Genomic DNA, 22,923 nt, shown 5'->3' on the forward strand with positions numbered 1-22,923 from the left:
AAACAGATGACTCCACAGGTTGTTCTCATTACCGGCGCCCTCACCGGCATCGGCCGCGCCACTGCTGTGGCATTCGCCGGTAAAGGCGCCAATGTGGTCGTATCCGGCCGCCACGACGACCAAGGGCAAGCCCTTGTCGCGGAATTGAAAGCGCTTGGAGCCGACGCAGAATTCGTTCGGGCCGACGTCACGAAGGAGGACGACGTGCGCAGCCTGGTCGACCAAGCAGTCGCGAGATTTGGCCGTCTCGACGTTGCCGTCAATAACGCCGGCTTCGAAGGCGAGACCGGCCCTGTCCAGGACGCCACCGTCGAAAACTTCAAGGCCGTCCACGACACCAATGTTGTCGGCGTATTCCTGAGCATGAAGTACGAACTGGCCGCGATGGCCGGCCAAGGCAGTGGCAGCATTGTCAACATCGCCTCGACCTACGGACACAAGGCGGCCGCCGGCGCGGCGGCCTATGTAAGCAGCAAGTTCGCCGTGGAGGGTCTGACCAAGACGGTCGCGCTCGAGCAGGGGAATTCGGGTATTCGGGTGAACGCAGTCGGGCCGGGGCCGGTGGACACCCGCATGCTCGACCGCTTCACCGGCACCGCAGAAGGCAACGACGCGCTGATAGCGACCGTGCCGTTGCTTCGCAGGGGAAATCCTGACGAAATCGCGAACGCCATTGTGTTCATTTCGTCTCCCGAAGCCTCCTACATCTCCGGCACGGTATTCGAAGTCGACGGTGGCATGTCGGCAGCCTGACCGTTCGGCCAACCTGCCTCAGAATCGAGAGCCACCAGTGTGGCTCATCCGGTCGAATTCGACCAGGCGAGTTTGCATCACCGGATACGCGGTGGCCGCAGGCGGAGGCACACCGTCGCGGAGGTTTTGCGCGACCTGCACCGCGGCATCGATGGCGGCGCGATACGGCAGGGAGCCGGTGCTGACTCGACGTATGCCCAGGTCGGCCAACTCGGCGAGGCTCAGACCCGGCACCACGAGCACATTGACGGGAACCGGAATGTTCGCCGTGAGCTGTCGTAAATCGGACACGTCCGACGCGCCCGGGACGAAGATGCCGTCGGCTCCCGCCTGCACATAGGCCTCGGCTCGTTCCAGGGTGGCCGAGACGTTCGCGTCCTGATTGAGCCAATAGGTGTCGATTCTGGCGTTGACAAAGACCTCGGATGAACGCTCCTTGATTGCAGACACTTTCGCGGCATGGATCTGCGGGCTGATTAGTTTCTCGTCCGTGCTGTCCTCGATATTGATGCCGTCGGCACCAAGGTCGCATACGTATCCGGCCACCGCGTCGGGATCCTCGTGGTAACCGTCCTCGATGTCGGCGGAGACGTAGATCGGCAATTTCCGAAGCGCTCGGACCAAAACGCCCGTCGGCGCCTTGCTTGACCGCGCGCCGTCGGGATGCCCGGCGCTGGCGGCCACCCCGAAGCTGGTGGTGCCGATCGCGCGATACCCCGCGTCGAAGAAGGCCAGCGCGGAAGAGACATCCCATACATTCGGCAGCAGCAATGGCTCGTCGGCGTAATGAAGGTCGCGGAAACTCACGGCGATGTGCCCTTCTTCGGTAGGCGACACAGTTATGGGTCGCATGACCCATTCAACGCTCGTGCCAGTAGGCTTCCAAACTACGCCCCAGCCCGTGGCGCGAATAACGCCGCCTGAGCGGTAGAGAGGGAAGAGTCGAAAGTGACAGCAGCCGAACATACTTACGACGTAATCGTGCTGGGTGCCGGACCGGTCGGACAGACCGCCGCCGAGCGCACACGGGCGGCGGGGCTCAGTGTCGTGATCGTCGAACGTGAGCTGGTCGGCGGTGAATGTTCCTACTGGGGATGCGTGCCCAGCAAGGCGATGCTGCGACCGGTCATCGCCGTCGCCGATGCCGACCGCGTCGACGGCGCCCGCGAAGCGGTCAACGGTTCGATCAACCCCGTCGGCGTCTTCGGCCGCCGGGACCGCTACGTCACCAACTGGGACGACGCCGGTCAGGCGGACTGGGTAGCCGGAATCGGGGCCACCCTGGTGCGCGGCCATGCACGATTGGACGGGCCCCGCCGCGTGACGGTCACCGCGGCCGGCGGCGACGTGTCAGCGCTCAACGCCCGGCACGCCGTCGTCATCTGCATCGGAAGCCGCGCCGCGCTTCCGGATGTGCCGGGCGTTGCCGAAGCCCGACCTTGGACCAACCGCAAAGCCACCGACAGCAGCGCGGTGCCGAACCGCCTCGCCGTCGTCGGCGCGGGCGGCGTCGGCGTCGAAATGGCCACCGCCTGGCATGGTTTGGGTGCCTCAGTGACCCTGCTGGCGCGTGGATCTGGTCTGCTGCCCCGGATGGAGCCGTTCGTCGGCGAGCTTGTCGAGCGCGGGCTTGGGGAGTCGGGTGTTGTTGTCCGCGTGGGTGTGTCGGTGACCAAGCTGCGCCGACCCGACGCCGAAGGCCCGGTCACGCTGGAATTGAGCGACGGGAGCGAACTGGTGGTCGACGAGGTGCTGTTCGCGACCGGCCGAGCACCGCTGACCGACGACATCGGTTTAAACACAGTGGGACTCACCGCCGGCGGTTGGCTCGACGTCGATGACACCTGTCGTGTGCGTGCCGTCGACGACGGCTGGCTCTATGCGGCCGGTGACGCCAACCATCGGGCGCTGCTGACCCACGAGGGCAAGTACCAGGCGCGGATCGCCGGGGCGGCGATCGCGGCCCGGGCGGCAGGGCATCGGTTGGACACCGCGCCGTGGGGCGCGCATGCGGCCACCGCCGACCATTATGCGGTGCCACAGGTTTTCTTCACCGAACCGGAAGCCGCCGCCGTCGGACTGTCGGCCGACCAGGCCGAGCAGGCCGGTCACCGCGTGCGTGCGGTAGACGTCGAAATCGGCGACGTCGTGATGGGAGCCAAGCTCTACGCGGACGGCTACACCGGTCGGGCGCGCATGGTGGTCGACGTCGACCACGGTTACCTGCTCGGGGTGACGTTCGTCGGCCCGGGCGTCTCCGAGCTGCTGCACTCGGCCACCGTCGCCGTCGCCGGTCGGGTGCCCATCGACCGGTTGTGGCACGCCGTGCCGTGCTTCCCCACGATCAGCGAAGTATGGCTGAGACTTCTTGAGGCCTACCGGGATTCGTGACCGTTGGTGTCCGGCCCCGGGTCGCCAAGCTTGCCCCGAATGGCGCCCCACGGATCGGCGTAGCGGCACGGCGCGTGCCGATACGCGGACTGACGGCTGAGCAGCTGCCGGACGACCGGGGCCAGCAGCCGCATCGGGTAGCGCCGCCAGCCGGCGGCGGCGCGCATCTCGGCGAGCATGTCCGGCCAGGCGTGGTGCTGGAAGGTCAGCATCTGCTGGGCGCGGGCGGTGTCCATCCAGTCGGTCACGAACCAGTTTTCGTCGCTGTCCGGGTCGCCGGGCCGGCCGGTGGGTAGGACGTTCGGCAGCCCCCTTGCCGCGGCCAGCGCCGGGCCGATGTCGATCTGGCGTAGCAGGTGCGAGTCGTCACCGGCGATCAGCAGGGTTTCACCCGCCACGTCTGCCGTGGCCGCGGCCGCAAACGCGGCGGCGACGTCTCGGACGTCGACGGTGTGCAGGCGCCCATCGGTCGGCAGCGCGCTTTCGAAGAACAGCGCGTCCACCGTGAAGGGCATGGCACCCGGCTCGACGCTGATCACTCCGCCGAGGCGCAGGATCACCCAGTCCAAACTCGAAGAGCGGACATGGGCCTCGGCCTGGACCTTATGCGCTCCGTAGAGGTCCGACGCGTTCAGCGGGGAATCCACCCGGACCCGCTCGTGGTGCCGATGCGGGTTGCGAGCGCCATACACGGCGTTGCTGGAGGCCTGGACGAAGCGGGGAGGGCGGGTATTTGATTCCGCGGCGCGCAGCAGTGCCACCGTCGCATCGACGTTGACGCGCCGTCCCAATTCTGGGTGGCGATAGATCGCCGGGATGATCAGCGCAGCCAGGTGGATGATCACCGTCGGTGACACCTCGGTGACCAGTAGCTCCACCTCACGCGGGTCGGTCAGGTCCGCCCATCTCGCCTCGGCTCCGGAAGGCAGCAATCCGGCCGCCTTGCGCTGAGCGTCAGTGCCGAGATCGGTGCAGACCACGCGATGCCCGTCGGCGACCAGCCTGCGCACGGTCTGGGACCCGACCAGCCCGAAACCGCCTGTGACAAGGACCTTCTCAGCCATTTTCCCCTGGGTGCGATTCATCCGCGGCAACCGGGTGCTTGCCCGACAATGTTCGGATATGACATTCTCTTAAAAAGAGAGTACCATATACGCTGGTAGACGTGCGGCGGGGGCTCGCGTCGGACTGGCAATCGATCGCATCGACATGACAGCGGGGAAAGATGAGCGACACGGCGGCCGAGAAAGAAGAGATCGCCAAGTGGGATCCTTCGTTCACCAAGCAGATCGCCGACGCGGTCGGACCGCTGATCAAGCGATGGCATCGCGCCGAAGTCCGAGATATCGACAACATCCCGTCGACCGGTGGAGTTCTAGTGGTGTCCAACCACTCCGGGGGAATGTTGACTCCGGACGTATTCATCTTTTCGCCGGCGTTCTACAACGCTTTCGGTTACGACCGCCCGGTCTATACCCTTGGCCATTACGGCATTTTCATGGGCCCACTCGACGGCTGGCTGCGCCGTCTCGGAGTCATCGAGGCGAGTCGGGAAAACGCCGCCAAGGCATTGCACACGGGTGCGGTGGTGCTGGTGTTCCCCGGTGGTGACTATGACTCCTACCGCCCCACGCTGAGCGAAAACACCATCGACTTCAACGGCCGCACCGGCTACGTGCGAACCGCCGTCGAAGCCGGTGTGCCGATTGTGCCGACCGTGTCGATAGGTGGGCAGGAAACCCAGCTGTTCTTGACGCGAGGCAACTGGCTGGCCCGCAGGCTGGGTCTCACCAAAGCGCGGATGGACATTCTCCCGGTGAGCTTCGGGTTTCCGTTTGGTCTGAGCGTCATCTTCCCGCCGAACCTGCCGCTGCCCGCCAAGATCGTCACCGAGGTCCTCGAGCCGATCGACGTCGTAGCCCGTTTCGGGGACGACCCCGACATCGAGGAGGTCGACGCGCACGTCCGCTCGGTAATGCAGACCGCGCTCAACCGCCTGGCCCGCCGGCGGCGGTTCCCTGTGTTGGGCTGACCGATGCCCGGGGCTACCGATGCAAGAGGACTGCTGCAAACCCTGCTGCGGGCACGGCTGATCGCGCCGATGCGGCCCGACCGATACCTGCGCATGGGCGCCGCGATGCGCCGCGAGGGCACGACGCCCACCCTAGGTTTTGCAGCTGCGGCGCAACGGTGCCCCGACCGGCCGGGGCTGGTCGACGAGCTGGGCACGTTGACCTGGCGGCAGTTGCACGAGCGTTGCGATGCGTTCGCCGCGGCGTTGCAGGCGCTGCCCGGCGGAACGCCAACCCTGATCGGGATCATGTGTCGCAATCACCGGGGTTTCGTCGCCGCACTGGTTGCTGCCTACCGCGTGGGCGCCGACGTGCTCTTGTTGAACACCTCGTTTGCCGGACCCGCGCTGGCCGAGGTGGTCGCGCGCGAGGGCGTGGACGCGGTGATCTACGACCAAGAGTTCACCGCCACCGTCGACCGCGCACTCGCCGAAGCGCCACACACCACTCGCATCCTCAGCTGGATCGAACTGCCCTCCCCCACAATAGATCTCAGCATCGATAGGTTGGCCGACACCCACGCCGGACAGCGGCCGCGGCCGGCCGATCGCAAGAGCAGGCTGATCCTGCTGACCTCCGGCACCACCGGCACACCCAAAGGTGCGCAGCCGTCATCGGGTGGAGGTCCCAACGAACTGAAAGCCGTGCTCGACCGCATACCGTGGCGGGCCGAACAGGCGACCGTGATCATGGCGCCGATGTTTCACGCGTGGGGCTTTTCCCAGCTGGTCTTTTCGGCGCTGATGGCGTGCACGATCGTCACGCGGCGCAAATTCGACCCCGAGGCAACCTTGCAACTTCTCCACCGCCACCATGCAAGCGGGCTCGTCGTAGTGCCGGTGATGTTCGACCGGATCATGGAGCTGCCCGACAAGGTGCTCGATCGGTACCCATGCCGGTCGCTGCGATTCGCGGCGGCCTCCGGCTCGCGAATGCGTCCTGACGTGGTGGTGGCGTTCATGGACCGGTTCGGCGATGTGATCTACAACAACTACAACGCCACCGAGGCCGGGATGGTGGCCACCGCGACGCCGAGCGACTTGCGCGTCGCGCCCGACACCGCCGGAAAGCCGGTGCAGGGCACGCAGATTCGCATCCTGGACGAAACAGGCGCCGAGTTGGCGGCCGGCCAGACCGGTTCGATCTTCGTGCGCAGTCTGACCCTGTTCGACGGATACACCACCGGGGCGGGCAAAACCTTTCGCGACGGCTTCATGGCGTCGGGCGACGTCGGGTTCCTCGACGCCGGACGGTTGTTCGTGGTGGGACGCGACGACGAGATGATCGTCTCCGGCGGAGAGAATGTGTACCCAATCGAGGTCGAGAAGGTCTTGGCGCGGCATCCCGACGTCGCCGAGACGGTGGTGCTCGGCGTCGACGACGAACAGTACGGGCAACGCCTGGCCGCGTTCGTGGTGTTGCGTGACGGCGCCTCGGCCAGCCCGGAGACATTGCGTCTGCATGTTCGCGACAACCTGGCCAACTACAAGGTCCCGCGCGAGATCGTGCTGCTTGGCGAGCTGCCGCGGGGCGGCACCGGCAAGATCGCGCGCCGCGAACTGCAGGCGATGCTGCATGCTCCCGGCGACGTCTGAACTGCGGAACTCCGAATCGGCGAATGCGACGAAAACCCGATCACATAGGTGCTTGCATGGACCTGTCGGCGGGTCATAGCGCGAGGCTGCAAAAGGCAGGTGGGGCGTGAAAAGACTCAACGGTATGGACGCCATGCTGCTCTACAGCGAGACGCCGAACCTGCACACACACACGTTGAAGGTGGCGATCATCGACGCCGCCGATTTCGACGGCGAGTTCAACTACGAGGCCTTTCGGCGCCACCTGCACCGCCGGCTACACCTACTGGACCCGCTGCGTTACAAACTCGTCGATATCCCTTGGCGGCTGCATCACCCGATGTGGTTGGAGAACTGCGCGGTCGACCTGGCTTACCACGTCCGGCGAGTGCAGGTCCCGGCGCCGGGCGGCCGCCGAGAGCTCGACCGGGTCATCGGCGAGGTGGCCTCCACGCCGCTGGACCGTAGCCGCCCGCTCTGGGAGTTTCACTTCGCCGAGGGCCTGGCCGGGGGTCGGTTCGCGTTGATCGGCAAGGTTCATCACGCGCTGGCCGACGGTGTCGCGTCGGTGAATCTGTTGGCACGTGCGATGGACCTCGAGGATGGGCGGGCCGATGAGCGCGACGACGACGGTGCCGAGGTGACACCGACAACGGCTGGTCTGCTGCGCGCCGCCGGACGCGACCACATCCGGCAAGTCGCCGAGCTACCCGGGCTGCTGCGAGATGCCACGCTAGGGTTCACCCGGGTGCGCCGCCGGTCCAAAGAACGCGGCGATCACCCGGACCTGGCCGACGCATTCGACGCGCCCCCGACCTTCCTCAATCACGTGGTATCTCCGCAGCGGCGATTCGCCACCGCCGCACTGCGGCTAGCCGATGTCAAAACGACCGCCAAGGCGTTGGGCATCACGATCAACGACCTGGTGCTGGCGACAGCCGCGGGTGGCTTGCGAAAGCTGTTGTTAGGCTACGACGGCAAAGCCGATCGACCGATCATCGCGTCGGTGCCGACCGCCACCGACAAGTCGGACCGCGTCACCGGCAACGAGATCAGCGGTCTGTCCATTTCGTTGCCGGTGCACGTCGCCGACCCCGCCGAGCGGGCGCGGCTGGTGGCACTGGCGACCAAGATCGCCAAGGAAGACCACGAAATCCTCGGCCCACGCCTCTACGGCCAACTGATGGCCTATTTGCCGACGGCGATCGCCCCCGCGGCATTTCGGTGGCTGGGTCATCGCGACGCACCGAACAAGATGATGAATGTGGCCGTCTCCAGCGTGGCCGGGCCGCGCCAGCGCGGACACTTCGGCGGCGCGCCGGTCAGCGAGATCTACTCGACCGGCGTGCTCTCCCCCGGTGCCCCGGTCAACATCACCGTGTGGAGCTACGTCGACCAACTCGGCGTGGCGGTGCTCACCGACGACCAGACCTTCGATGATCCGCATGAAGCGACTGATGCATTCGTCGAGGCCTTTGGCGAATTACGCAGTGCTGCAGGTCTTTCAGAGCAAAGCCGCGTGCCGGATCTGGTGGCTGAGCACGCGTTGCGCTGACCCCCACCCGCTATTACGCGGCCAGAACAGCGTCCAGCGCCGAATAGAACAGACCGAGCCCGTCGTCGGACGGCCCAGTCAACGCCTCGATGGCGTGCTCGGGGTGCGGCATCAGCCCGAGCACGCGGCCGTTGGCTGAGCTGATGCCAGCAATGTCGGACAGCGAGCCGTTCGGGTTGTCGTGGTAGCGGAACACAACTCGGCCTTCACCTTCCAGCTCGTCAAGCACGTCGGCGGAGGCCACGAAGCGCCCCTCCCCCGACTTCAACGGGATCAGCAGGTCGGCGTTCGGCTCGAACCGCGACGTCCACGCCGTCGCCGTCGACGTCACCCGCAGCCACACATCGCGGCACACGAAATGTAGTCCGGCGTTTCGGGTCAGCGCGCCGGGCAGCAGCCCGGCCTCGCATAGGACCTGAAACCCGTTGCAAATCCCTAAAACCGGCAAACCTCGGCCGGCAGCAGCGACGACTTCACCCATCACCGGAGCGAACCTCGCGATCGCGCCGGCCCGAAGATAGTCGCCATAGGAGAAACCGCCCGGCACCACCACCGCCTCAACACCCTTGAGGTCGGCGTCGGCATGCCACAGGCTGATGGGCTCGGCGCCGACGACACGCACAGCCCGAGCGGCGTCCACGTCATCGAGCGTCCCGGGAAAGGTGATCACGCCGATACGGGCCGTCACTGCGCTTCCCGGCTTACTGTCCAGTCTTCGATCACTGTGTTCGCCAACAGCGACTCGGCGATCTCGGCAAGTGCCGAATCGTCGACACTGTCGTCGACTTCGAGTTCAAACCGCTTGCCCTGCCGCACATCTGAGATACCGGCATGCCCAAGCCTCCCCAATGCGCCGACGATCGCCTGACCCTGCGGGTCGAGAATCTCGGCCTTGGGCATCACGTGCACAACCACCCGGGCCACCCGCGCTCCTCCTACTGGTTCGGTTTGCTCGACGCCAACTCTACCGGTCGACACCGGGGACGTCTTACTAGCACGAGCCGATGTAGGCCGCGCAAACCGGCGACGCGATGGCATCCAGAACTTGGGCGTCAGAGATCACCGGCCAGGGCACCTGCGGTGGGTCCGAAGACCACAGCGTCAGTTCGCTGATGGTGCTGTTTTCGGGGTGGGCGACGAGGTAGGTATGCGTGATCACCGGTCCACTGATTACCGCGGCCAGCCGATTGGGCTCGTCGGTGGTGACCGATGGCGACTCTGCCGCCGCTCCCAGTTGGCAACCGCGCAGCGCGGCTGCGGCGACATCGAACACCGATGACGCGTTTTGACCGCCGCGGGCGGTGTCTCCGCGCCAATGCAGGACTTGGGCCTGCAACTGCCATTGACTTCCGGCGTTGGCCACCACCGCCCGGCTGGCCACTGCCGAGTTGCGGGTGTCCTGCGGAAAGGCGGGAGTCGCGCACACCTCCTCGAATCGGAACCGCGGCGTCGCAGTCCCCGTCATCGGCACCGCCACCCCGCCCAGCGACGGCCAGCGGTATGTCGAGTTCAGCGGTATCCCGTTGGGCAGGATCCATGCCGTGTCCGGAATCCGGTCGCACACCGGCGGGCAGGTCTCCGGGTCCGCGTGGGCGGCGGCCGGCGACACGCACCCGACGGCCACGCCGCTTGCGATCAGCATCGTCGCCAGAACTAGGCGCATGCCAGGCACCCCATGAGCGCACAATCGTAGACATGCAACTCACGCATTTTGGCCATTCCTGTCTACTCGCCGATTTCGGCCACACCGCCCTGTTGTTCGACCCCGGAAATTTCTCGCATGGTTTCGAGGGCATCACCGGCCTGTCGGCCATCGTTATCACTCATCAACATCCCGATCACGTCGATACCGCCCGGTTGCCCGCGTTACTCGACGCCAATCCACAGGCGGCGCTCTACGCGGATCCGCAGACCGCCGAGCAGCTTGATGTGCCGTGCCAGCCGGTGCAGGTCGGCGACGAGCTCTCGGTCGGCGACCTGACCATCCGCGCACTCGGTGGCCGACATGCCGTGATACACCCGGAAATCCCAGTGATCAACAACATCTCGTACCTGGTCGGTGACGGCGAGCATCCCGCCCGGTTCATGCACCCCGGCGATGCGCTGTTCGTCCCGGACGAGCCGATAGACGTCTTGGCCGCTCCGGCGGCGGCGCCGTGGATGAAAATTTCCGAGGCAGTCGACTACCTGAGGGCGGTGGCGCCGAACCGGGCAGTGCCCATTCACCAGGGCATCATCGCTCCGGACGCCCGCGGCATCTACTACGGCCGACTCACCGAGATGACCGGCACCGACTTCCAGGTGCTGCCCGAAGAAAGCGCGGTCACCTTCTAAGCCTGCGACGAGTGTGCGGCCAGCCGCACCGTCGCCGGACCTTCTCGGCAATCCTTCTAAGCGATGTCGCTTGCGGCACCGCGGCCCGCGGCACGACCCGAGAAGATGCACCCGCCCAGGAACGTTCCCTCCAGTGCCCGGTATCCGTGCACACCACCACCCCCGAAACCGGCCACCTCCCCGGCGGCGTAGAGCCCGTCGAGCGGTGTCCCATCGTCCTTGAGCACTCGCGAGTCCAGATCGGTCTCCAACCCGCCCAACGTCTTTCGGGTCAGGATGTGCAACTTCACCGCGATCAGCGGTCCGGCCTTTGGATCCGCCAACCGGTGCGGAGCAACCACTCGGCCCAGCCGGTCGCCCAGATATGCGCGCGCAGCACGGATCGCGGTGATCTGGCTGTCCTTGGTAAAACGGTTCGCCACCTCGCGATCGCGCGCGGTGACCTCTTCCGCCACCGTCGCGTAGTCCAGCTGCAGGACATCCGGCAACTTGTTCATGGCAGTCACCAACTCGCGCAATGAGTTTGCGCTGACGAAGTCGACGCCCCGATCGACGAAGGCCTGCACCGGACCCGGCGGCCCGGACCGGGCCCGCGACGACAGCAGCTGGCGCACGCTGCGCCCGGTCAGGTCTGGGTTCTGTTCCTGCCCGGACAGGGCGAATTCCTTCTCGATGACTTTGGCGTTCAAGACAAACCAGGTGTAGTCGTAGCCCGACCTCGCGATGTACTCCAGCGTGCCGAGAGTGTCGAAACCCGGATACAGCGGTACCGGCAGCCGCTTGCCCTTGGCGTCCAGCCAGAGCGACGACGGACCCGGGATGATGCGGATGCCGTGCAGCGGCCAGATCGGCTCGTAGTTGGTGATGCCTTCGGTGTAATGCCACATCCGGTCGCGATTGATCACCCGCCCGCCGGCCTTCTCGGTGATCGCGATCATCCGGCCGTCCACGTGGGCGGGCACCCCGCAGAGCAGTTGCTCGGGGACGCGGCCCATCCGCTTCGGCCAGTTCGCTCGCACCATGTCGTGGTTACCGCCGATACCTCCGCTGGTGACGATCACCGCCGAAGCGCGAAACTCAAACTGCCCAATCGATTTTCGTGACGACGACACGCCGCGCGGTTCCGTCGAGGGTTCCAAGACGGTGCCCCGAACCCCGGTCACCGCGTCGCGCTCGATGATCAGCTCGTCCACTTGGTGCCGGTGTGCGAAACGCACCTTCGGATGGTCCCGCAACCGACGCGCGAAGATCTCCACGATGGCCGGCCCTGTTCCCCAGGTGATATGGAACCGGGGCACCGAGTTGCCATGTCCTTGCGCGTCGTAACCGCCGCGCTCGGCCCAACCCACTAACGGGAAGATCTGCAAGCCCCTGGCACGCAACCAGCTACGTTTCTCCCCTGCGGCGAAATCGACGTAGGCATGCGCCCATTGCCTCGGCCAGTAGTCTTCGGGTCGGTCAAACGCCGCCGTCCCAAGCCAATCCTGCAGAGCGAGTTCGTGACTGTCGCGAACGCCCAGACGCCGCTGCTCGGGGCTGTCGACGAAGAACAAGCCGCCGAACGACCAGAACGCCTGCCCGCCGAGGTTGGCGCCGTTCTCCTGGTCCAAGATGAGCACCCGCATGTCACGGTCCACCACCTCGCAGGCGGCCACTAGGCCAGCCAGGCCCGCGCCGACGATGATGACATCAGCGGCCGGGCCGGCCGATCCAGCTCCGGTATCGCTCATGGCGCTACACAGTAGCTACCCGAACTGTCAGGCTGCGTCGAGAACCGCCTGGTCGGCCCGCCACTGATACACGGTAGGTGAACAGGCTTGCAGCAATGCCAGGTCCACCGCGTCCAGCATCGCTTGCCGCGGCCCGGGTTTGCGCAGGTGACGAGCCGCGACCGCGACCCGGACGACGCCGTCCCGGCGGGCCACCCGCTCGGCCGACAGCACCAGCATCCGGCACCACCACGGCTCAGTCAGGAAACCTTCTCCGATGCCCAGCACCCGTGCACGCACCGTCGTCTGCCGGACCAAGTCGGTGATCCCGTGCAGATCGGCGAGGAGTCGAAACCCATTGCGCGGCAGCACGCTAACCGTGCCCGGCGACGCCGTCCAACCCGGCGCCGCGAATAGCCGGGTGCGCAGCCCGAGGTGCTCGAGCACTCGATCGGCGGCCATGATTCGCAGGTTGGCCTCGTGGGCGGGCAGCGCCGCGAACTCGCCGCGCCGCTTCTTGGTTGCGGCCTCGTCATAGCCGTTCAACAAGATCGCGTCACCGGCGGCGCGCCGGCCGGCCAGCCACTCGACGGTGTGCGGGTCACGGTCAAGCCGATACCCGCCCTTCAACCGCGGGGCCACCAGCAACGACACCGGCACCGCCCGGGTGTCCATCTGTGCGCAGAACTCGGCGACATCATCCAACGTGCGTTCACAGATCCCGGAGACCGAAACGATCAACTTCCCAGACACAACACAATTTTGACGATGTCAGGTGTCCAGATGGTGACATACACGCGGACAATAAGCGTCGATCCGGCCCTGTGACCAGCTAATTCGGCAGTACAGCCTCGATCGCGGCGATAACCTCCGGCGCGTCGGGCACCGTCCGTGGCCGGAATCGGTTGACCACGTTTCCGCCGGGAGCGATCAGAAACTTCTCGAAGTTCCACTGCACGTCGCCGGCCTCCCCGCCGGCGTCGGGCGTCTTGGTCAGTTCCGCGTAAAGCGGATGCCGGCCAGGCCCATTGACCTCGGTTTTGGCTAACAACGGAAACGTCACGCCGTAGCTGGTCGAACAAAAGGTTTGGATTTCTTCGGCGGTGCCGGGCTCTTGGCCCATGAATTGATTGCACGGAACTCCAAGGACCGTGAGCCCGCGGTCGCCGTAGTCTTTCGCAAGCTGTTCCAGCGCAGCGTACTGCGGCGTCAGGCCACACTTGGACGCCACGTTGACCACCAGGACCGCGTGGTCGCTGTAGTCGGCCAGTGATGTCGGACGGCCATCCAGTGTGGTCAAAGCGATCTGGGTCACAGTCATACCCGGCAGGCTACCCCGATCACAGCCGGCGCAAAGTATATTGGTCAGCTAGCTAATTTGTCGTTAGGCTGGCTATCATGGTTTCTCGCGCGGCGCCGTTGACTGCGAACATCGAACCGGTCGCCGGCGACCTCCCTGACTATCCAGATAATCTCGATGCCAGACTGCTGCGCATCGCCGGAGTCTGCATTTTCGCCTCGGTGATGGCGATCCTGGACGGCACGGTCGTAAGCGTGGCGCAGCGCACGTTCATCGGGGAGTTCGGATCCACTCAGGCCATCGTCGCGTGGACGATAGCGGGTTACGCGCTCGCACAGGCCACCGTGATCCCGCTGGCCGGTTGGGCATCCGACCGGTTCGGCACCAAGCGGCTGTTCTTAGGCGCGGTTTTGTGGTTTACCTTGGCATCGCTGCTGTGTTCGATGGCGTCAAACATCACCGAGCTCATCGCGTTTCGAGTGATACAGGGACTCGGCGGCGGGATCCTGGTGCCGTTGACGTTTATCATCTTGACGCGCGAGGCCGGACCGCGGCGCCTCGGCCGGTTGATGGCGGTACTGGGTATCCCGATGCTCCTGGGCCCGATGTGCGGGCCGGTCCTCGGCGGCTGGTTGATCGGCGCCTACGGCTGGCCATGGATTTTCCGGATCAACCTGCCACTCGGCGTGATCGTGCTGATCCTCGCGGCGTTGTTGTTTCCGATAGATCGCCCCAGACCGTCGGAGACGTTTGACTTCGTCGGGATGCTGCTGCTGTCGCCCGGATTGGCAACGCTGCTCTTCGGGATTTCGTCGGTGCCGCGGTGCGGCACGTTCACCGACAACCATGTGTGGATACCGGTGACCATCGGAATCATCTTGATCACCGCGTTTGTTCTGCATGCGCTGCACCGTGCCGAGCACCCACTGATCGACCTGCGGCTGTTCAAAAATCGGGCGGTGACATCGGCCAACTCGGCAATGTTCGTGTTCTCGGTCGGATTCTTCGGCGCCGTCCTGGTGATTCCCAGTTATCTCCAACAGCTGCTGCATGAGACGCCGCTGCAGTCGGGGCTGCAGCTGATCCCGCAGGGACTCGGCGCGATGCTGGCAATGCCGCTCGCCGGTACCTTGATGGACAAACGCGGACCCCGCAATATCCTGCTCGTCGGGATCGCGCTGATCAGTACCGGACTGACCGTATTCGCCTACGGTGCTTGGAAACAAGCGGACTACCTGCCGATCCTGCTGGTGGGACTGATCATTACCGGCATAGGCCTGGGCTGCACTTTGACGCCGCTGTCCGGATCGGCGGTACAGACGCTGGCGCCCCACCAGGTGGCCCGCGGATCGACACTGCTCAGCGTCAATCAGCACGTCGCCGTCTCGGTCGGCACCGCATTGATGTCGGTGATTTTGACGAGTCAGTTCAACCGCAGCGAAACCATTGCCACCGCAGAGAAACTCGGCATCCTCAAAGGAAGATTTGGGAAGCACGGTCCGCCGGCGCCGTCCCACCACGCGGTCTCCCCTGATTTCGACATGCGGCTAATGCACGACCTCACCCACGCCTACACCCTCGTCATCGTGGTGTCGATCGTCGTCGTCGCGTTGGCACTGGTGCCCGTCGTGTTCCTGCCCAACAAGCCGCCGTCGGTGGCCAAGCGCCAGCCGCCGGTGCCGGCCTTCTAGGAGCGCTACTCCTCGAACAGCATCCTCGCGATCCGTTCGACGGTGGCCATCGGATCGGTCGCCTTGACGCGGGCGTTCACCGCGCCATTGAGCCATAGCGTCGAAAACCCGTGCACCAGCGACCAAGCCGCCAACTCGGCGCCGGTCGGATCCGCTTTGGCGTGCTGGTCGGGCAGCGACGCCACCCCCCGAGACAATTCAGCGCCGGCAGCCGCCTGGGCGGCGGCCAGTTCGGGGTTCGACGGATCGACCAGCGACTTGTCGAACATCACCCGGTAGTGGCCCGGATGTTCGATGGCAAATCGCACGTACGCCAGCGCAGCATCGAGGAATCGGGGCCGCGCCTCGGCCAGGCCCGCGGTCAACAACCCGAACCCCTGAGCGGCCAGCGCGGTGAACAAGCCGCGCCGATCAGTGAAGTGGTGCGCCGGCGCGGCGTGTGACACCCCGGCTTCTCGCGCCAACTCGCGCAGTGACACCCGGTCGGCGCCGCGCTCATCGACGAGGCGTGCGGCCTCGGTCAGGATCGCGGCCCGCAGGTCCCCGTGATGGTAGGTCGGACGACTCATCGTGCCAGCATAACCGACAAACTTGACAGTGACTAGTTATGTCCGTAAGCTCGCGGAACACAACTTGTCAGTGTCTAGATTGGAGAGTTGACATGGCCCCATTGATCACCTTGCTCGCCGGCAGCATCGTGGCCCGAATCGTGGGCTGGCTCGGCGTCGACTATGTCGACACCTGGACTAAAGCGATCGCCATCGGCCTGGCCGCGATGTTCGTTCTGACCGGTGTCGCGCACTTCGTCCCGCCACTGCGCGCCGCCCTGATTGCGATCGTGCCTCCACAGCTACCGGCACCCGGCCTGCTGGTGACTCTCACCGGCGTGCTGGAATTCCTCGGCGCCGCAGGCCTGGTGGTACCGGCCACCCGGGTCGCCGCGGCCGTTTGCCTGCTGCTGTTGATGCTGGCGATGTTCCCGGCCAACATCTACGCGGCGCGGATGCCCAATCCGCCCAAGTCGATGACGACGCAGCTACCCCTGCGCACCGCTGAGGAGATCGTCTACCTGGCCGCTGCCGTAGTGGTCGCGATCGGCGGCAGCCAGTAACCAGGCGTACTGGTAGGCCACCTCTTTCCAGCGCTCGTAACGCCCGCTGATACCACCATGGCCGGCGGTCATCTGGGTCTTCAACAGCACCGGATTGCCGTCGGTTTTGGTGTGCCGCAGGGCCGCTACCCATTTCGCGGGTTCGACGTAATAGACCCTGGTGTCGTTGAGCGAGGTCATCGCAAGGATCGGCGGATACTTCTGGGCCGTGATGTTCTCGTACGGCGAATAGGATTTCATGTAGTCGTAAACATCGCTGTCGCTCAATGGGTTTCCCCATTCGTCCCACTCGGTCACGGTCAACGGCAGCGATGGATCGAGAATCGTGGTGAGCGGGTCGACGAATGGGACCTGCGCCAGGATTCCGGCGAACAGATCGGGCGCCATGTTGGCCACGGCGCCCATGAGCAGCCCACCGGCGCTGCCGCCCAAGGCGACCAGCTGCTCCGGTCGGGTCAGTCTGGAGTCCACCAGATGGTTTGCAACCGTGACGAAGTCAGTGAACGTGTTCTTCTTCTCCAGTAGCTTGCCGTGCTCGTACCACAGCCGACCCATCTCGCCGCCGCCGCGGACGTGCGCGACGACAAACGTCATGCCGCGGTCCAGCAGCGACAGCCGAGCGATGGAAAAACGCGGATCCTCACAAATCTCATAAGCGCCGTAGCCGTAAACGAGTGCCGGAGCTGGGAATTCGGTGTCGGCACGGTGCACGATTGAGATCGGAATCCGGCTTCCGTCGGCCGCATAGGCCCAGTCACGGCGTTCGACGTAGTCCTCGCGCCGGTAATCGCCGAGCACCGGCTGCTCGCGCAAAAGGGTGCGCTCGCCGGTGACGAGATCCAGGTCATAGATCTGCACCGGGGTGACAAACGATCCCGCGCCGATCCGCAGCTTGGGCGAGTCCCAATTCGGATTGGCGCCAAGGCCGGCCGACATCAACTCGGAATCGAATGCGATTTCCTCGGGCCGTCCGTAGCCGTCACCGTCGATGGGCCACAGTTGAATTCGCGGCAGCGCTTCGCCGCGGTAGCTGATCACCAGATGGCCGGCGAACGCGTCGACGCCATCGAGCCTCACGTCGTCGCGGTGGCCGATCAACGTGTGCTGCGCCCCGGGGTCCTCGGCAGGCGCCTCCACAAGCGTGAAATTGACCGCACCGTCGTTGTGCAAGATCAAAAACCGGTTTTGCCCGTCGACGATTGCGTGTTCCACCGAATACTCGACACCGTCGCGCCGGGGCAGCACGGTGACGAACTCGGCGTGTGGGTCGCCCGCATCCGCGTAGCGGACCTCCGAGGTGATGGCCGACCCCGACACGATCAGCACATAGGCATCGCTGCGGGTCCGGCCTACCGCAACCCAAAACCGCTCGTCGGCTTCGTGATACACCTTCTCCGCGGGCAAACCCGAGGCGAGCCGGTGCCGCCACACCGTTTCGGGGCGCCACGCCGCGTCGACCGTGATGTAGTAGACGGTTCGGCTGTCGGTGGCCCAGGTCGCCCCCGCGCCGATACCGACGATCTCGTCCGGGTATTGCTCGCCCGTGCGGAGGTCTCTGAACCGCAACGTATAACGCTCATCACCGACCACGTCGATGGAGTACGCCAGCACATTGCCGTCGGGGCTGACGCTGGCGGCGCCCAGTGAGAAGTAGTCGTGTCCCTCGGCTTCGACGTTCTCGTCGAGTAGTGTCTGCTCACCGGCGATCTCGGTGTGCTCATCGAAGATCGGCGGGCTCCAATCGGCCGGATCGGTTACTGGGCAGCGACATTGGAGACCGTATTGCTTGCCTTCAAAGCTGCGAGCGTAATACCACCAGTCGCCACGTCGGATCGGTACCGACAGGTCGGTTTCCTTAGTGCGTGCTTTGATCTCGTCGAAAATCCGTTGCCGCAGCGGTTCAAGCTGGGCGGTCGCCTGATCGGCGTACTCGTTCTCCGATTCCAGGTAAGCGATCACCTCGGGACTGGACTTGTCGCGCAGCCATTCATATGGGTCGACGAACACGTCACCGTGGAACTCTCGTCGGCTCTCGACCCGTTTGGCAACCGGTGGATTTGCTGCGTCGGTCATGCGCGTGGCCCGATCCAGTCGTCGAAGCGAAGCCTGGAAATCCGTTCGTATGCTTCGATGTAACGGTCGCGGGTGGCGTCGATGATGGACTCGGGCAGCGGCGGTGGAGGTTGAGATCCCGAGCGGTCCCAACCGGAGTCGGGGCCGGTCAGCCAGTTACGGACGAACTGTTTGTCGAAACTGGTCTGCACCTCGCCGACGCGGTAATCGGCGGCCGGCCAGTATCGCGAGGAATCGGGTGTGAAAATCTCGTCGGCGAGTACCAAGTTGTCGTGCGCGTCGATGCCGAACTCGAATTTGGTGTCTGCGATGATGATTCCTCTCCTCAGCGCGTGGTCGGCCGCCTGCACATAGGTCTGTATAGTGCGGTCGCGCAATTGGTTGGCACGGACGCCGCCTACCAGCTGGATCACCTGTGCGAACGAGATGTTCTCATCATGTTGCCCAAGTTCGGCTTTCGTCGCAGGGGTGAACAGCGGTGAGGAGAACCTGCTGGCCTCCACCAGGCCCGGAGGCAATGTGATGCCACAGACTTTGCCGGTCTGCTGGTAGTCCAGTAGTCCCGAGCCGGTCAGGTAGCCGCGGGCGACGCACTCGACCGGAAGCATCTTCAGCTCTTGCACCACCAGTGCGCGGCCGAGGACCTCGTCGGGGATGCGCGGATCGTCCGGCGGACCGGCGAGGTGGTTGGGCGCCTCGACGAGGTCGAAGAAGAACACGCTCATCGCGGTCAAAATCCGGCCTTTGTCGGGAATCGTGCTGTCGAGCACATAGTCGAACGCTGAAATCCGGTCGGTTGCCACGAATAACAGGTGATCGTCGTCGATCCGGTACAGCTCGCGGACCTTGCCACTGGCCAGGTGCCGATAGTCGGACAGAGCGGGACGCATCGGGACAGCCTAGCCGGGTGACGATGCGGGCCTCGAAGGCCCGCTGTGGGGGTACCCCCAGCCGCGCAGCGGCGAGGGGGCGAGGCCGGCAGACAGATCGAGCCGGGTGACGATGCGGGCCGCGTAAAGCCGACCGTCAGCCCCACCCTGTGCTGGGATCAGGGCTATGAAATCGCGGTTTCTCCCTTATGCCACTACTCCGGGCCGACTGTCGGCCCAGTTGCTCAGTGATGTCGTCGTCGTCATTTGGACGTTCGTCTGGGTGCTCGTCGGCCTGGCCGTCCACAGCGCGGTGTCGACCGTCGCCGCGGTGGGTCGACAGGTCGACGACGGTGCGAGCGGTGTCGCCGACAGCCTCAAGTCGGCGGGCCATAGCGCAGATAGCATCCCGCTGGTCGGTGACACGGTGAGCAAGCCGCTCACCGCGGCCAGTAGGGCCGCCCTCGATATCGCCGGCGCCGGGCACAGCCTGAACACCACCGCGACCTGGTTGGCGGTGGTGCTGGCGTTGGCCGTCGCTGCGCCGCCGGCCCTTGCGGTGGCGGTGCCGTGGCTGGTGTTGCGCATCCGGTTCTTCCGGCGCAAATGGACCGTGAGCACGCTGGCGACCACACCTGCCGGCGAACAACTGCTGGCGCTGCGGGCATTGGCCAACCGGCCGCTGCGCAGGCTGGTGGCCGTCAGCCCCGACCCGGTCGGTGCGTGGCGCGTCGCGGATCCGGGCGCGATCCGAGGCCTGGCCGCCCTTGAGCTACGGTCGGCGGGCATTGCCGTCAGAGTGCGCTAACCGCGCAATTCGACGACCAGATGCCGGATACCGGTATGCCGGTTGCTGCGAGTCCATTCGATCGGCCGCACGACCCGCACCGTGTGGAAACGCGACAACAGCTCTTCGAACAGCACTCGCAATTCCAGCCGGGCCAGATTGGCACCCAGGCAATAGTGCACACCCTGACCGAAACCTAAGTGCGGATTGGGCTTTCGGGTGACATCGAACTCATCGGCGCGGTCGAAGACGCTGGCGTCACGGTTCGCGGAGCCTTCCCAGATCTGTACCTTCTGTCCCGCCTCGATCGACATTTCGCCGAGCGTGACGGTGCGTGTGGCAGTGCGCCGCTTGGACGGCGACGGCGACGTCCACCGAACCATCTCCTCGACCGCCGTGGGCAGCATGCCCAAATCCTCCCGCAGCGCGCGTAATTGCTCCGGATGTTCCGCCAGCGCCAGCAGCCCACCCGCAACTGCGTTGCGCGTCGTCTCAGCGCCGGCGCTGAACAGCAGACTGAAGAACAGATACAGCTCGAGATCGGACATGGCCGGCGCGCCTTCCTCGCCGAAGTCGTCCGGCTTTGCGTTGGCGACTGCCGACAACATATCGTCGGTCGGCGCAGCACGCTTCGAGGCGATCAGCTCCTGTCCGTAGGCATACATCCGCGACCCGGCCTCCTCGGCCGACATCTGGGCAAGAGACGCCTTGCGCGATCCGCCGAAATCGAATTGCGGCTCGATGGCCTCGAAGAGCCAATGTCGTTCGGATTCCGGCACTCCCAATAGGATGCAGATCATCTGCATCGGCAGTTCGGTGGCGATCTCGACCAGAAAGTCGAACGGTTCGCCCTGCACCACTGCGTCCAACAGCCGACACGCCCGGCCGCGAAGGTCATCCTCGACGAGGCGGATCATCCGCGGCGTCAGCCCGGAGCTGACGAGTCGCCGAATCTGCGAGTGGCGGGGATCGTCCATCATGTTTAGGACCTGGCCCGCGATGGACAGATCCTGCAGCAGTGTGCCGCCGAACGGTCGATCACCACCCGTGACCGATGAGAACGTGACCGGATCTTTCAGCACCGCAAGCGTTTCCGCATACGTGGAAACGGACCAGAAGCCCTCTGCGTCCGGCGTGTGCTCGGTCGGCTGGTGCCAGTACACCGGCGCTTCGCGCCGATGAACAGCGAACAATTCGTGCGGAAATCCGTTGGCGAAGTTGTCCAGATCGGTGAAGTCGATCCCCGAAAGGGCGCCGGCGAGAGTCACAGGATTGCGCCCGGCGTGTACTTGGCCGCGTCCGGGTAACGCGCGACCAGTGCGTCCACCGTCGCGACCACAGCGTCGACCTGGTCGCCGGCGGCACCGATGAACGCCTGCTTGTCGGCCAGCGCGGCGTCCAGCGCCGGCCGGTCCAGCGGCAGTCGCGGATCGGCGGCCAGCCGCTCGAGCAGTTCGGGCTCGGCGCCACGTTCCCGCATCGCCAGTGCGGCGGCCACCGCGTGTTCTTTGATGACCTCGTGCGCGGCTTCACGACCCATCCCCGCGCGCACGGCCGCGATCAGAACCTTGGTGGTGGCGAGGAACGGCAGGTATCGGTCCAGCTCGCGCTGGATCACGGCGGGGTAGGCACCGAATTCGTCGAGCACGGTCAGCATCGTCTCGATCTGTCCGTCGACGGCGAAGAAACTGTCCGGCAACGTAACTCGGCGTACCACCGAGCAGAAAACGTCGCCTTCGTTCCACTGCGCGCCGGCCAATTCGGCAGCCATCGAAGCGTAGCCGCGCAGCAGCACCTGTAGCCCGTTGACCCGCTCGCAACTGCGAGTGTTCATCTTGTGCGGCATCGCCGACGAGCCGACCTGGCCCGGCGCGAAACCCTCGGTGACCAGGTCATGGCCGGCCATCAGTCGGATCGTCTGCGCCAGTGACGACGGCCCCGCGCCCAACTGCACCAGAGCGGACACCACGTCGTGGTCCAGCGAACGCGGATATATCTGTCCCACACTGGTCAAAACCGTTGTGAAGCCTAAGAAGTCGGCAATGCGTCGTTCCAGTTCAGCCAGCTTCGCCACGTCGCCACCGAGCAGGTCGAGCATGTCCTGGGCCGTGCCCATCGGGCCTTTGATGCCGCGCAGTGGGTAGCGGTCGATCAGTTCCCGCAGCCTGGTCAACGCGAGCAAGGTCTCCTGTGCCGCCGAGGCGAACCGTTTGCCCAATGTGGTGGCCTGCGCGGCGACGTTGTGGCTGCGTCCGGCCATCACCAGGTCGCGGTAGGTCACTGCGCGCTCGGCCAGCCGGGCCACCACTGCCACGCCATGACAGAACACCAATTCCATCGATCGGCGAATCTGCAGCTGCTCGACGTTCTCGGTCAGGTCGCGGCTGGTCATGCCCTTGTGTACTTGTTCGTGGCCGGCCAGCGCGTTGAATTCCTCGATGCGGGCCTTGACGTCATGGCGCAGCACCCGCTCGCGGGCGGCGATCGAAGCCAGGTCGACATCGTCGAGCACCCGCTCGTAGTCGGCCACCGCAGCGTCGGGGACTTCGACCCCCAATTCCGCCTGCGCCCGCAGCACCGCCAACCAGAGCCGCCGCTCGGCGACGACTTTGGCCTCCGGCGACCAGATCGCCACCATCTCGGCGCTGGCGTAGCGGTTGGCCAGTACGTTGGGGATTGTCACAAACACACAGCTTAACGGCGC

Annotated in this window: 22 protein-coding genes; 9 read left to right on the top strand and 13 right to left on the bottom strand. The window is 65.2% G+C overall.

Features of this window, described 5'->3' with window-relative positions:
- Window positions 1-6 precede the first annotated feature (6 nt).
- Window positions 7-753 (top strand): glucose 1-dehydrogenase, encoded by a 747-nt coding sequence (locus tag VNW74_RS19980; protein WP_325679961.1) that lies wholly within the window; start codon window positions 7-9, stop codon window positions 751-753.
- Window positions 754-771: 18 nt separating this feature from the next.
- On the opposite strand, the gene VNW74_RS19985 is transcribed toward VNW74_RS19980, so the two are convergent.
- Window positions 772-1,560 carry an isocitrate lyase/phosphoenolpyruvate mutase family protein gene (locus VNW74_RS19985; protein ID WP_325679963.1) on the bottom strand — a complete coding sequence of 263 codons (789 nt, stop codon included), beginning with the start codon at window positions 1,558-1,560 and terminating at the stop codon, window positions 772-774.
- 141 nt (window positions 1,561-1,701) lie between these two features.
- On the opposite strand from VNW74_RS19985, the gene VNW74_RS19990 reads away from it, so the two are divergent.
- Window positions 1,702-3,144, top strand: coding sequence for an NAD(P)/FAD-dependent oxidoreductase (locus tag VNW74_RS19990; RefSeq protein WP_325679965.1), 1,443 nt, complete (start codon window positions 1,702-1,704; stop codon window positions 3,142-3,144).
- Here the strand turns inward: VNW74_RS19990 and VNW74_RS19995 are convergent.
- The gene (locus tag VNW74_RS19995; RefSeq protein WP_325679967.1) at window positions 3,129-4,208 is read right to left on the bottom strand and encodes an NAD(P)-dependent oxidoreductase; all 1,080 of its coding nucleotides are present in this window, start codon (window positions 4,206-4,208) and stop codon (window positions 3,129-3,131) included. The genes VNW74_RS19990 and VNW74_RS19995 overlap by 16 nt on opposite strands.
- A 161-nt stretch (window positions 4,209-4,369) precedes the next feature.
- On the opposite strand from VNW74_RS19995, the gene VNW74_RS20000 reads away from it, so the two are divergent.
- From VNW74_RS20000 to VNW74_RS20010, 3 genes are all read left to right on the top strand, one after another.
- Window positions 4,370-5,176, top strand: coding sequence for a lysophospholipid acyltransferase family protein (locus VNW74_RS20000; RefSeq protein ID WP_325679969.1), 807 nt, complete (start codon window positions 4,370-4,372; stop codon window positions 5,174-5,176).
- A 3-nt stretch (window positions 5,177-5,179) separates the two neighbouring features.
- Window positions 5,180-6,811, top strand: a complete 1,632-nt coding sequence (gene fadD12, locus VNW74_RS20005) for an acyl-CoA ligase FadD12 (protein ID WP_325679971.1) — start codon at window positions 5,180-5,182, stop codon at window positions 6,809-6,811.
- A 106-nt stretch (window positions 6,812-6,917) separates the two neighbouring features.
- On the top strand, window positions 6,918-8,345 hold the full coding sequence (locus VNW74_RS20010) for a wax ester/triacylglycerol synthase family O-acyltransferase (protein WP_325679973.1): 1,428 nt from the start codon (window positions 6,918-6,920) through the stop codon (window positions 8,343-8,345).
- A gap of 13 nt (window positions 8,346-8,358) precedes the next feature.
- Here VNW74_RS20010 and purQ read toward each other — a convergent pair whose 3' ends face one another.
- The 3 genes from purQ to VNW74_RS20025 all read right to left on the bottom strand — a co-directional run bounded on the left by purQ (window position 8,359) and on the right by VNW74_RS20025 (window position 10,008).
- On the bottom strand, window positions 8,359-9,033 hold the full coding sequence (gene purQ, locus VNW74_RS20015) for a phosphoribosylformylglycinamidine synthase subunit PurQ (RefSeq protein WP_325679975.1): 675 nt from the start codon (window positions 9,031-9,033) through the stop codon (window positions 8,359-8,361).
- The gene (purS, locus tag VNW74_RS20020) at window positions 9,030-9,269 is read right to left on the bottom strand and encodes a phosphoribosylformylglycinamidine synthase subunit PurS (RefSeq protein ID WP_325679977.1); all 240 of its coding nucleotides are present in this window, start codon (window positions 9,267-9,269) and stop codon (window positions 9,030-9,032) included. The genes purQ and purS overlap by 4 nt, the downstream gene beginning before the upstream one ends.
- 67 nt (window positions 9,270-9,336) lie before the next feature.
- Window positions 9,337-10,008, bottom strand: a complete 672-nt coding sequence (locus tag VNW74_RS20025; RefSeq protein ID WP_325679979.1) for an ATPase — start codon at window positions 10,006-10,008, stop codon at window positions 9,337-9,339.
- Between the two features lie 32 nt (window positions 10,009-10,040).
- Between VNW74_RS20025 and VNW74_RS20030 the strand changes: the two genes are divergently transcribed.
- Window positions 10,041-10,679 (top strand): MBL fold metallo-hydrolase, encoded by a 639-nt coding sequence (locus VNW74_RS20030; RefSeq protein WP_325679981.1) that lies wholly within the window; start codon window positions 10,041-10,043, stop codon window positions 10,677-10,679.
- Between the two features lie 56 nt (window positions 10,680-10,735).
- On the opposite strand, the gene VNW74_RS20035 is transcribed toward VNW74_RS20030, so the two are convergent.
- From VNW74_RS20035 to VNW74_RS20045, 3 genes are all read right to left on the bottom strand, one after another.
- A complete protein-coding gene (locus tag VNW74_RS20035) occupies window positions 10,736-12,409 on the bottom strand; it encodes an FAD-binding dehydrogenase (protein ID WP_325679983.1) in 1,674 nt (557 codons plus the stop codon).
- A gap of 27 nt (window positions 12,410-12,436) precedes the next feature.
- Window positions 12,437-13,141 carry a DUF2334 domain-containing protein gene (locus tag VNW74_RS20040; RefSeq protein WP_325679985.1) on the bottom strand — a complete coding sequence of 235 codons (705 nt, stop codon included), beginning with the start codon at window positions 13,139-13,141 and terminating at the stop codon, window positions 12,437-12,439.
- Window positions 13,142-13,220: 79 nt separating this feature from the next.
- On the bottom strand, window positions 13,221-13,709 hold the full coding sequence (locus VNW74_RS20045) for a glutathione peroxidase (RefSeq protein ID WP_325679988.1): 489 nt from the start codon (window positions 13,707-13,709) through the stop codon (window positions 13,221-13,223).
- 77 nt (window positions 13,710-13,786) lie between these two features.
- Here VNW74_RS20045 and VNW74_RS20050 point away from each other — a divergent pair, with 77 nt between their 5' ends.
- Window positions 13,787-15,379 carry a DHA2 family efflux MFS transporter permease subunit gene (locus VNW74_RS20050; protein WP_325679990.1) on the top strand — a complete coding sequence of 531 codons (1,593 nt, stop codon included), beginning with the start codon at window positions 13,787-13,789 and terminating at the stop codon, window positions 15,377-15,379.
- Window positions 15,380-15,384: 5 nt separating this feature from the next.
- Here VNW74_RS20050 and VNW74_RS20055 read toward each other — a convergent pair whose 3' ends face one another.
- Entirely contained in the window at window positions 15,385-15,948 is a 564-nt protein-coding gene (locus VNW74_RS20055) for a TetR/AcrR family transcriptional regulator (protein WP_325679992.1), read from the bottom strand.
- 92 nt (window positions 15,949-16,040) lie between these two features.
- Between VNW74_RS20055 and VNW74_RS20060 the strand changes: the two genes are divergently transcribed.
- The gene (locus VNW74_RS20060; RefSeq protein WP_325679994.1) at window positions 16,041-16,490 is read left to right on the top strand and encodes a hypothetical protein; all 450 of its coding nucleotides are present in this window, start codon (window positions 16,041-16,043) and stop codon (window positions 16,488-16,490) included.
- On the opposite strand, the gene VNW74_RS20065 is transcribed toward VNW74_RS20060, so the two are convergent.
- Both VNW74_RS20065 and VNW74_RS20070 read right to left on the bottom strand, forming a co-directional pair.
- Window positions 16,416-18,563 carry a S9 family peptidase gene (locus tag VNW74_RS20065; protein ID WP_325679995.1) on the bottom strand — a complete coding sequence of 716 codons (2,148 nt, stop codon included), beginning with the start codon at window positions 18,561-18,563 and terminating at the stop codon, window positions 16,416-16,418. The two genes, VNW74_RS20060 and VNW74_RS20065, sit on opposite strands and share 75 nt — an antisense overlap.
- Window positions 18,560-19,453 carry a phosphoribosylaminoimidazolesuccinocarboxamide synthase gene (locus VNW74_RS20070; RefSeq protein WP_325679996.1) on the bottom strand — a complete coding sequence of 298 codons (894 nt, stop codon included), beginning with the start codon at window positions 19,451-19,453 and terminating at the stop codon, window positions 18,560-18,562. The genes VNW74_RS20065 and VNW74_RS20070 overlap by 4 nt, the downstream gene beginning before the upstream one ends.
- 166 nt (window positions 19,454-19,619) lie before the next feature.
- Between VNW74_RS20070 and VNW74_RS20075 the strand changes: the two genes are divergently transcribed.
- Window positions 19,620-20,240 (top strand): hypothetical protein, encoded by a 621-nt coding sequence (locus tag VNW74_RS20075; protein ID WP_325679998.1) that lies wholly within the window; start codon window positions 19,620-19,622, stop codon window positions 20,238-20,240.
- Here VNW74_RS20075 and VNW74_RS20080 read toward each other — a convergent pair.
- Both VNW74_RS20080 and purB read right to left on the bottom strand, forming a co-directional pair.
- Entirely contained in the window at window positions 20,237-21,487 is a 1,251-nt protein-coding gene (locus tag VNW74_RS20080) for a cytochrome P450 (protein WP_325680000.1), read from the bottom strand. The two genes, VNW74_RS20075 and VNW74_RS20080, sit on opposite strands and share 4 nt — an antisense overlap.
- Window positions 21,484-22,902 carry an adenylosuccinate lyase gene (gene purB, locus VNW74_RS20085; RefSeq protein ID WP_325680002.1) on the bottom strand — a complete coding sequence of 473 codons (1,419 nt, stop codon included), beginning with the start codon at window positions 22,900-22,902 and terminating at the stop codon, window positions 21,484-21,486. The genes VNW74_RS20080 and purB overlap by 4 nt, the downstream gene beginning before the upstream one ends.
- Window positions 22,903-22,923 lie beyond the last annotated feature (21 nt).

Origin of the sequence: Mycobacterium sp. (assembly GCF_035570115.1) — a bacterium.
Classification (GTDB): domain Bacteria; phylum Actinomycetota; class Actinomycetes; order Mycobacteriales; family Mycobacteriaceae; genus Mycobacterium.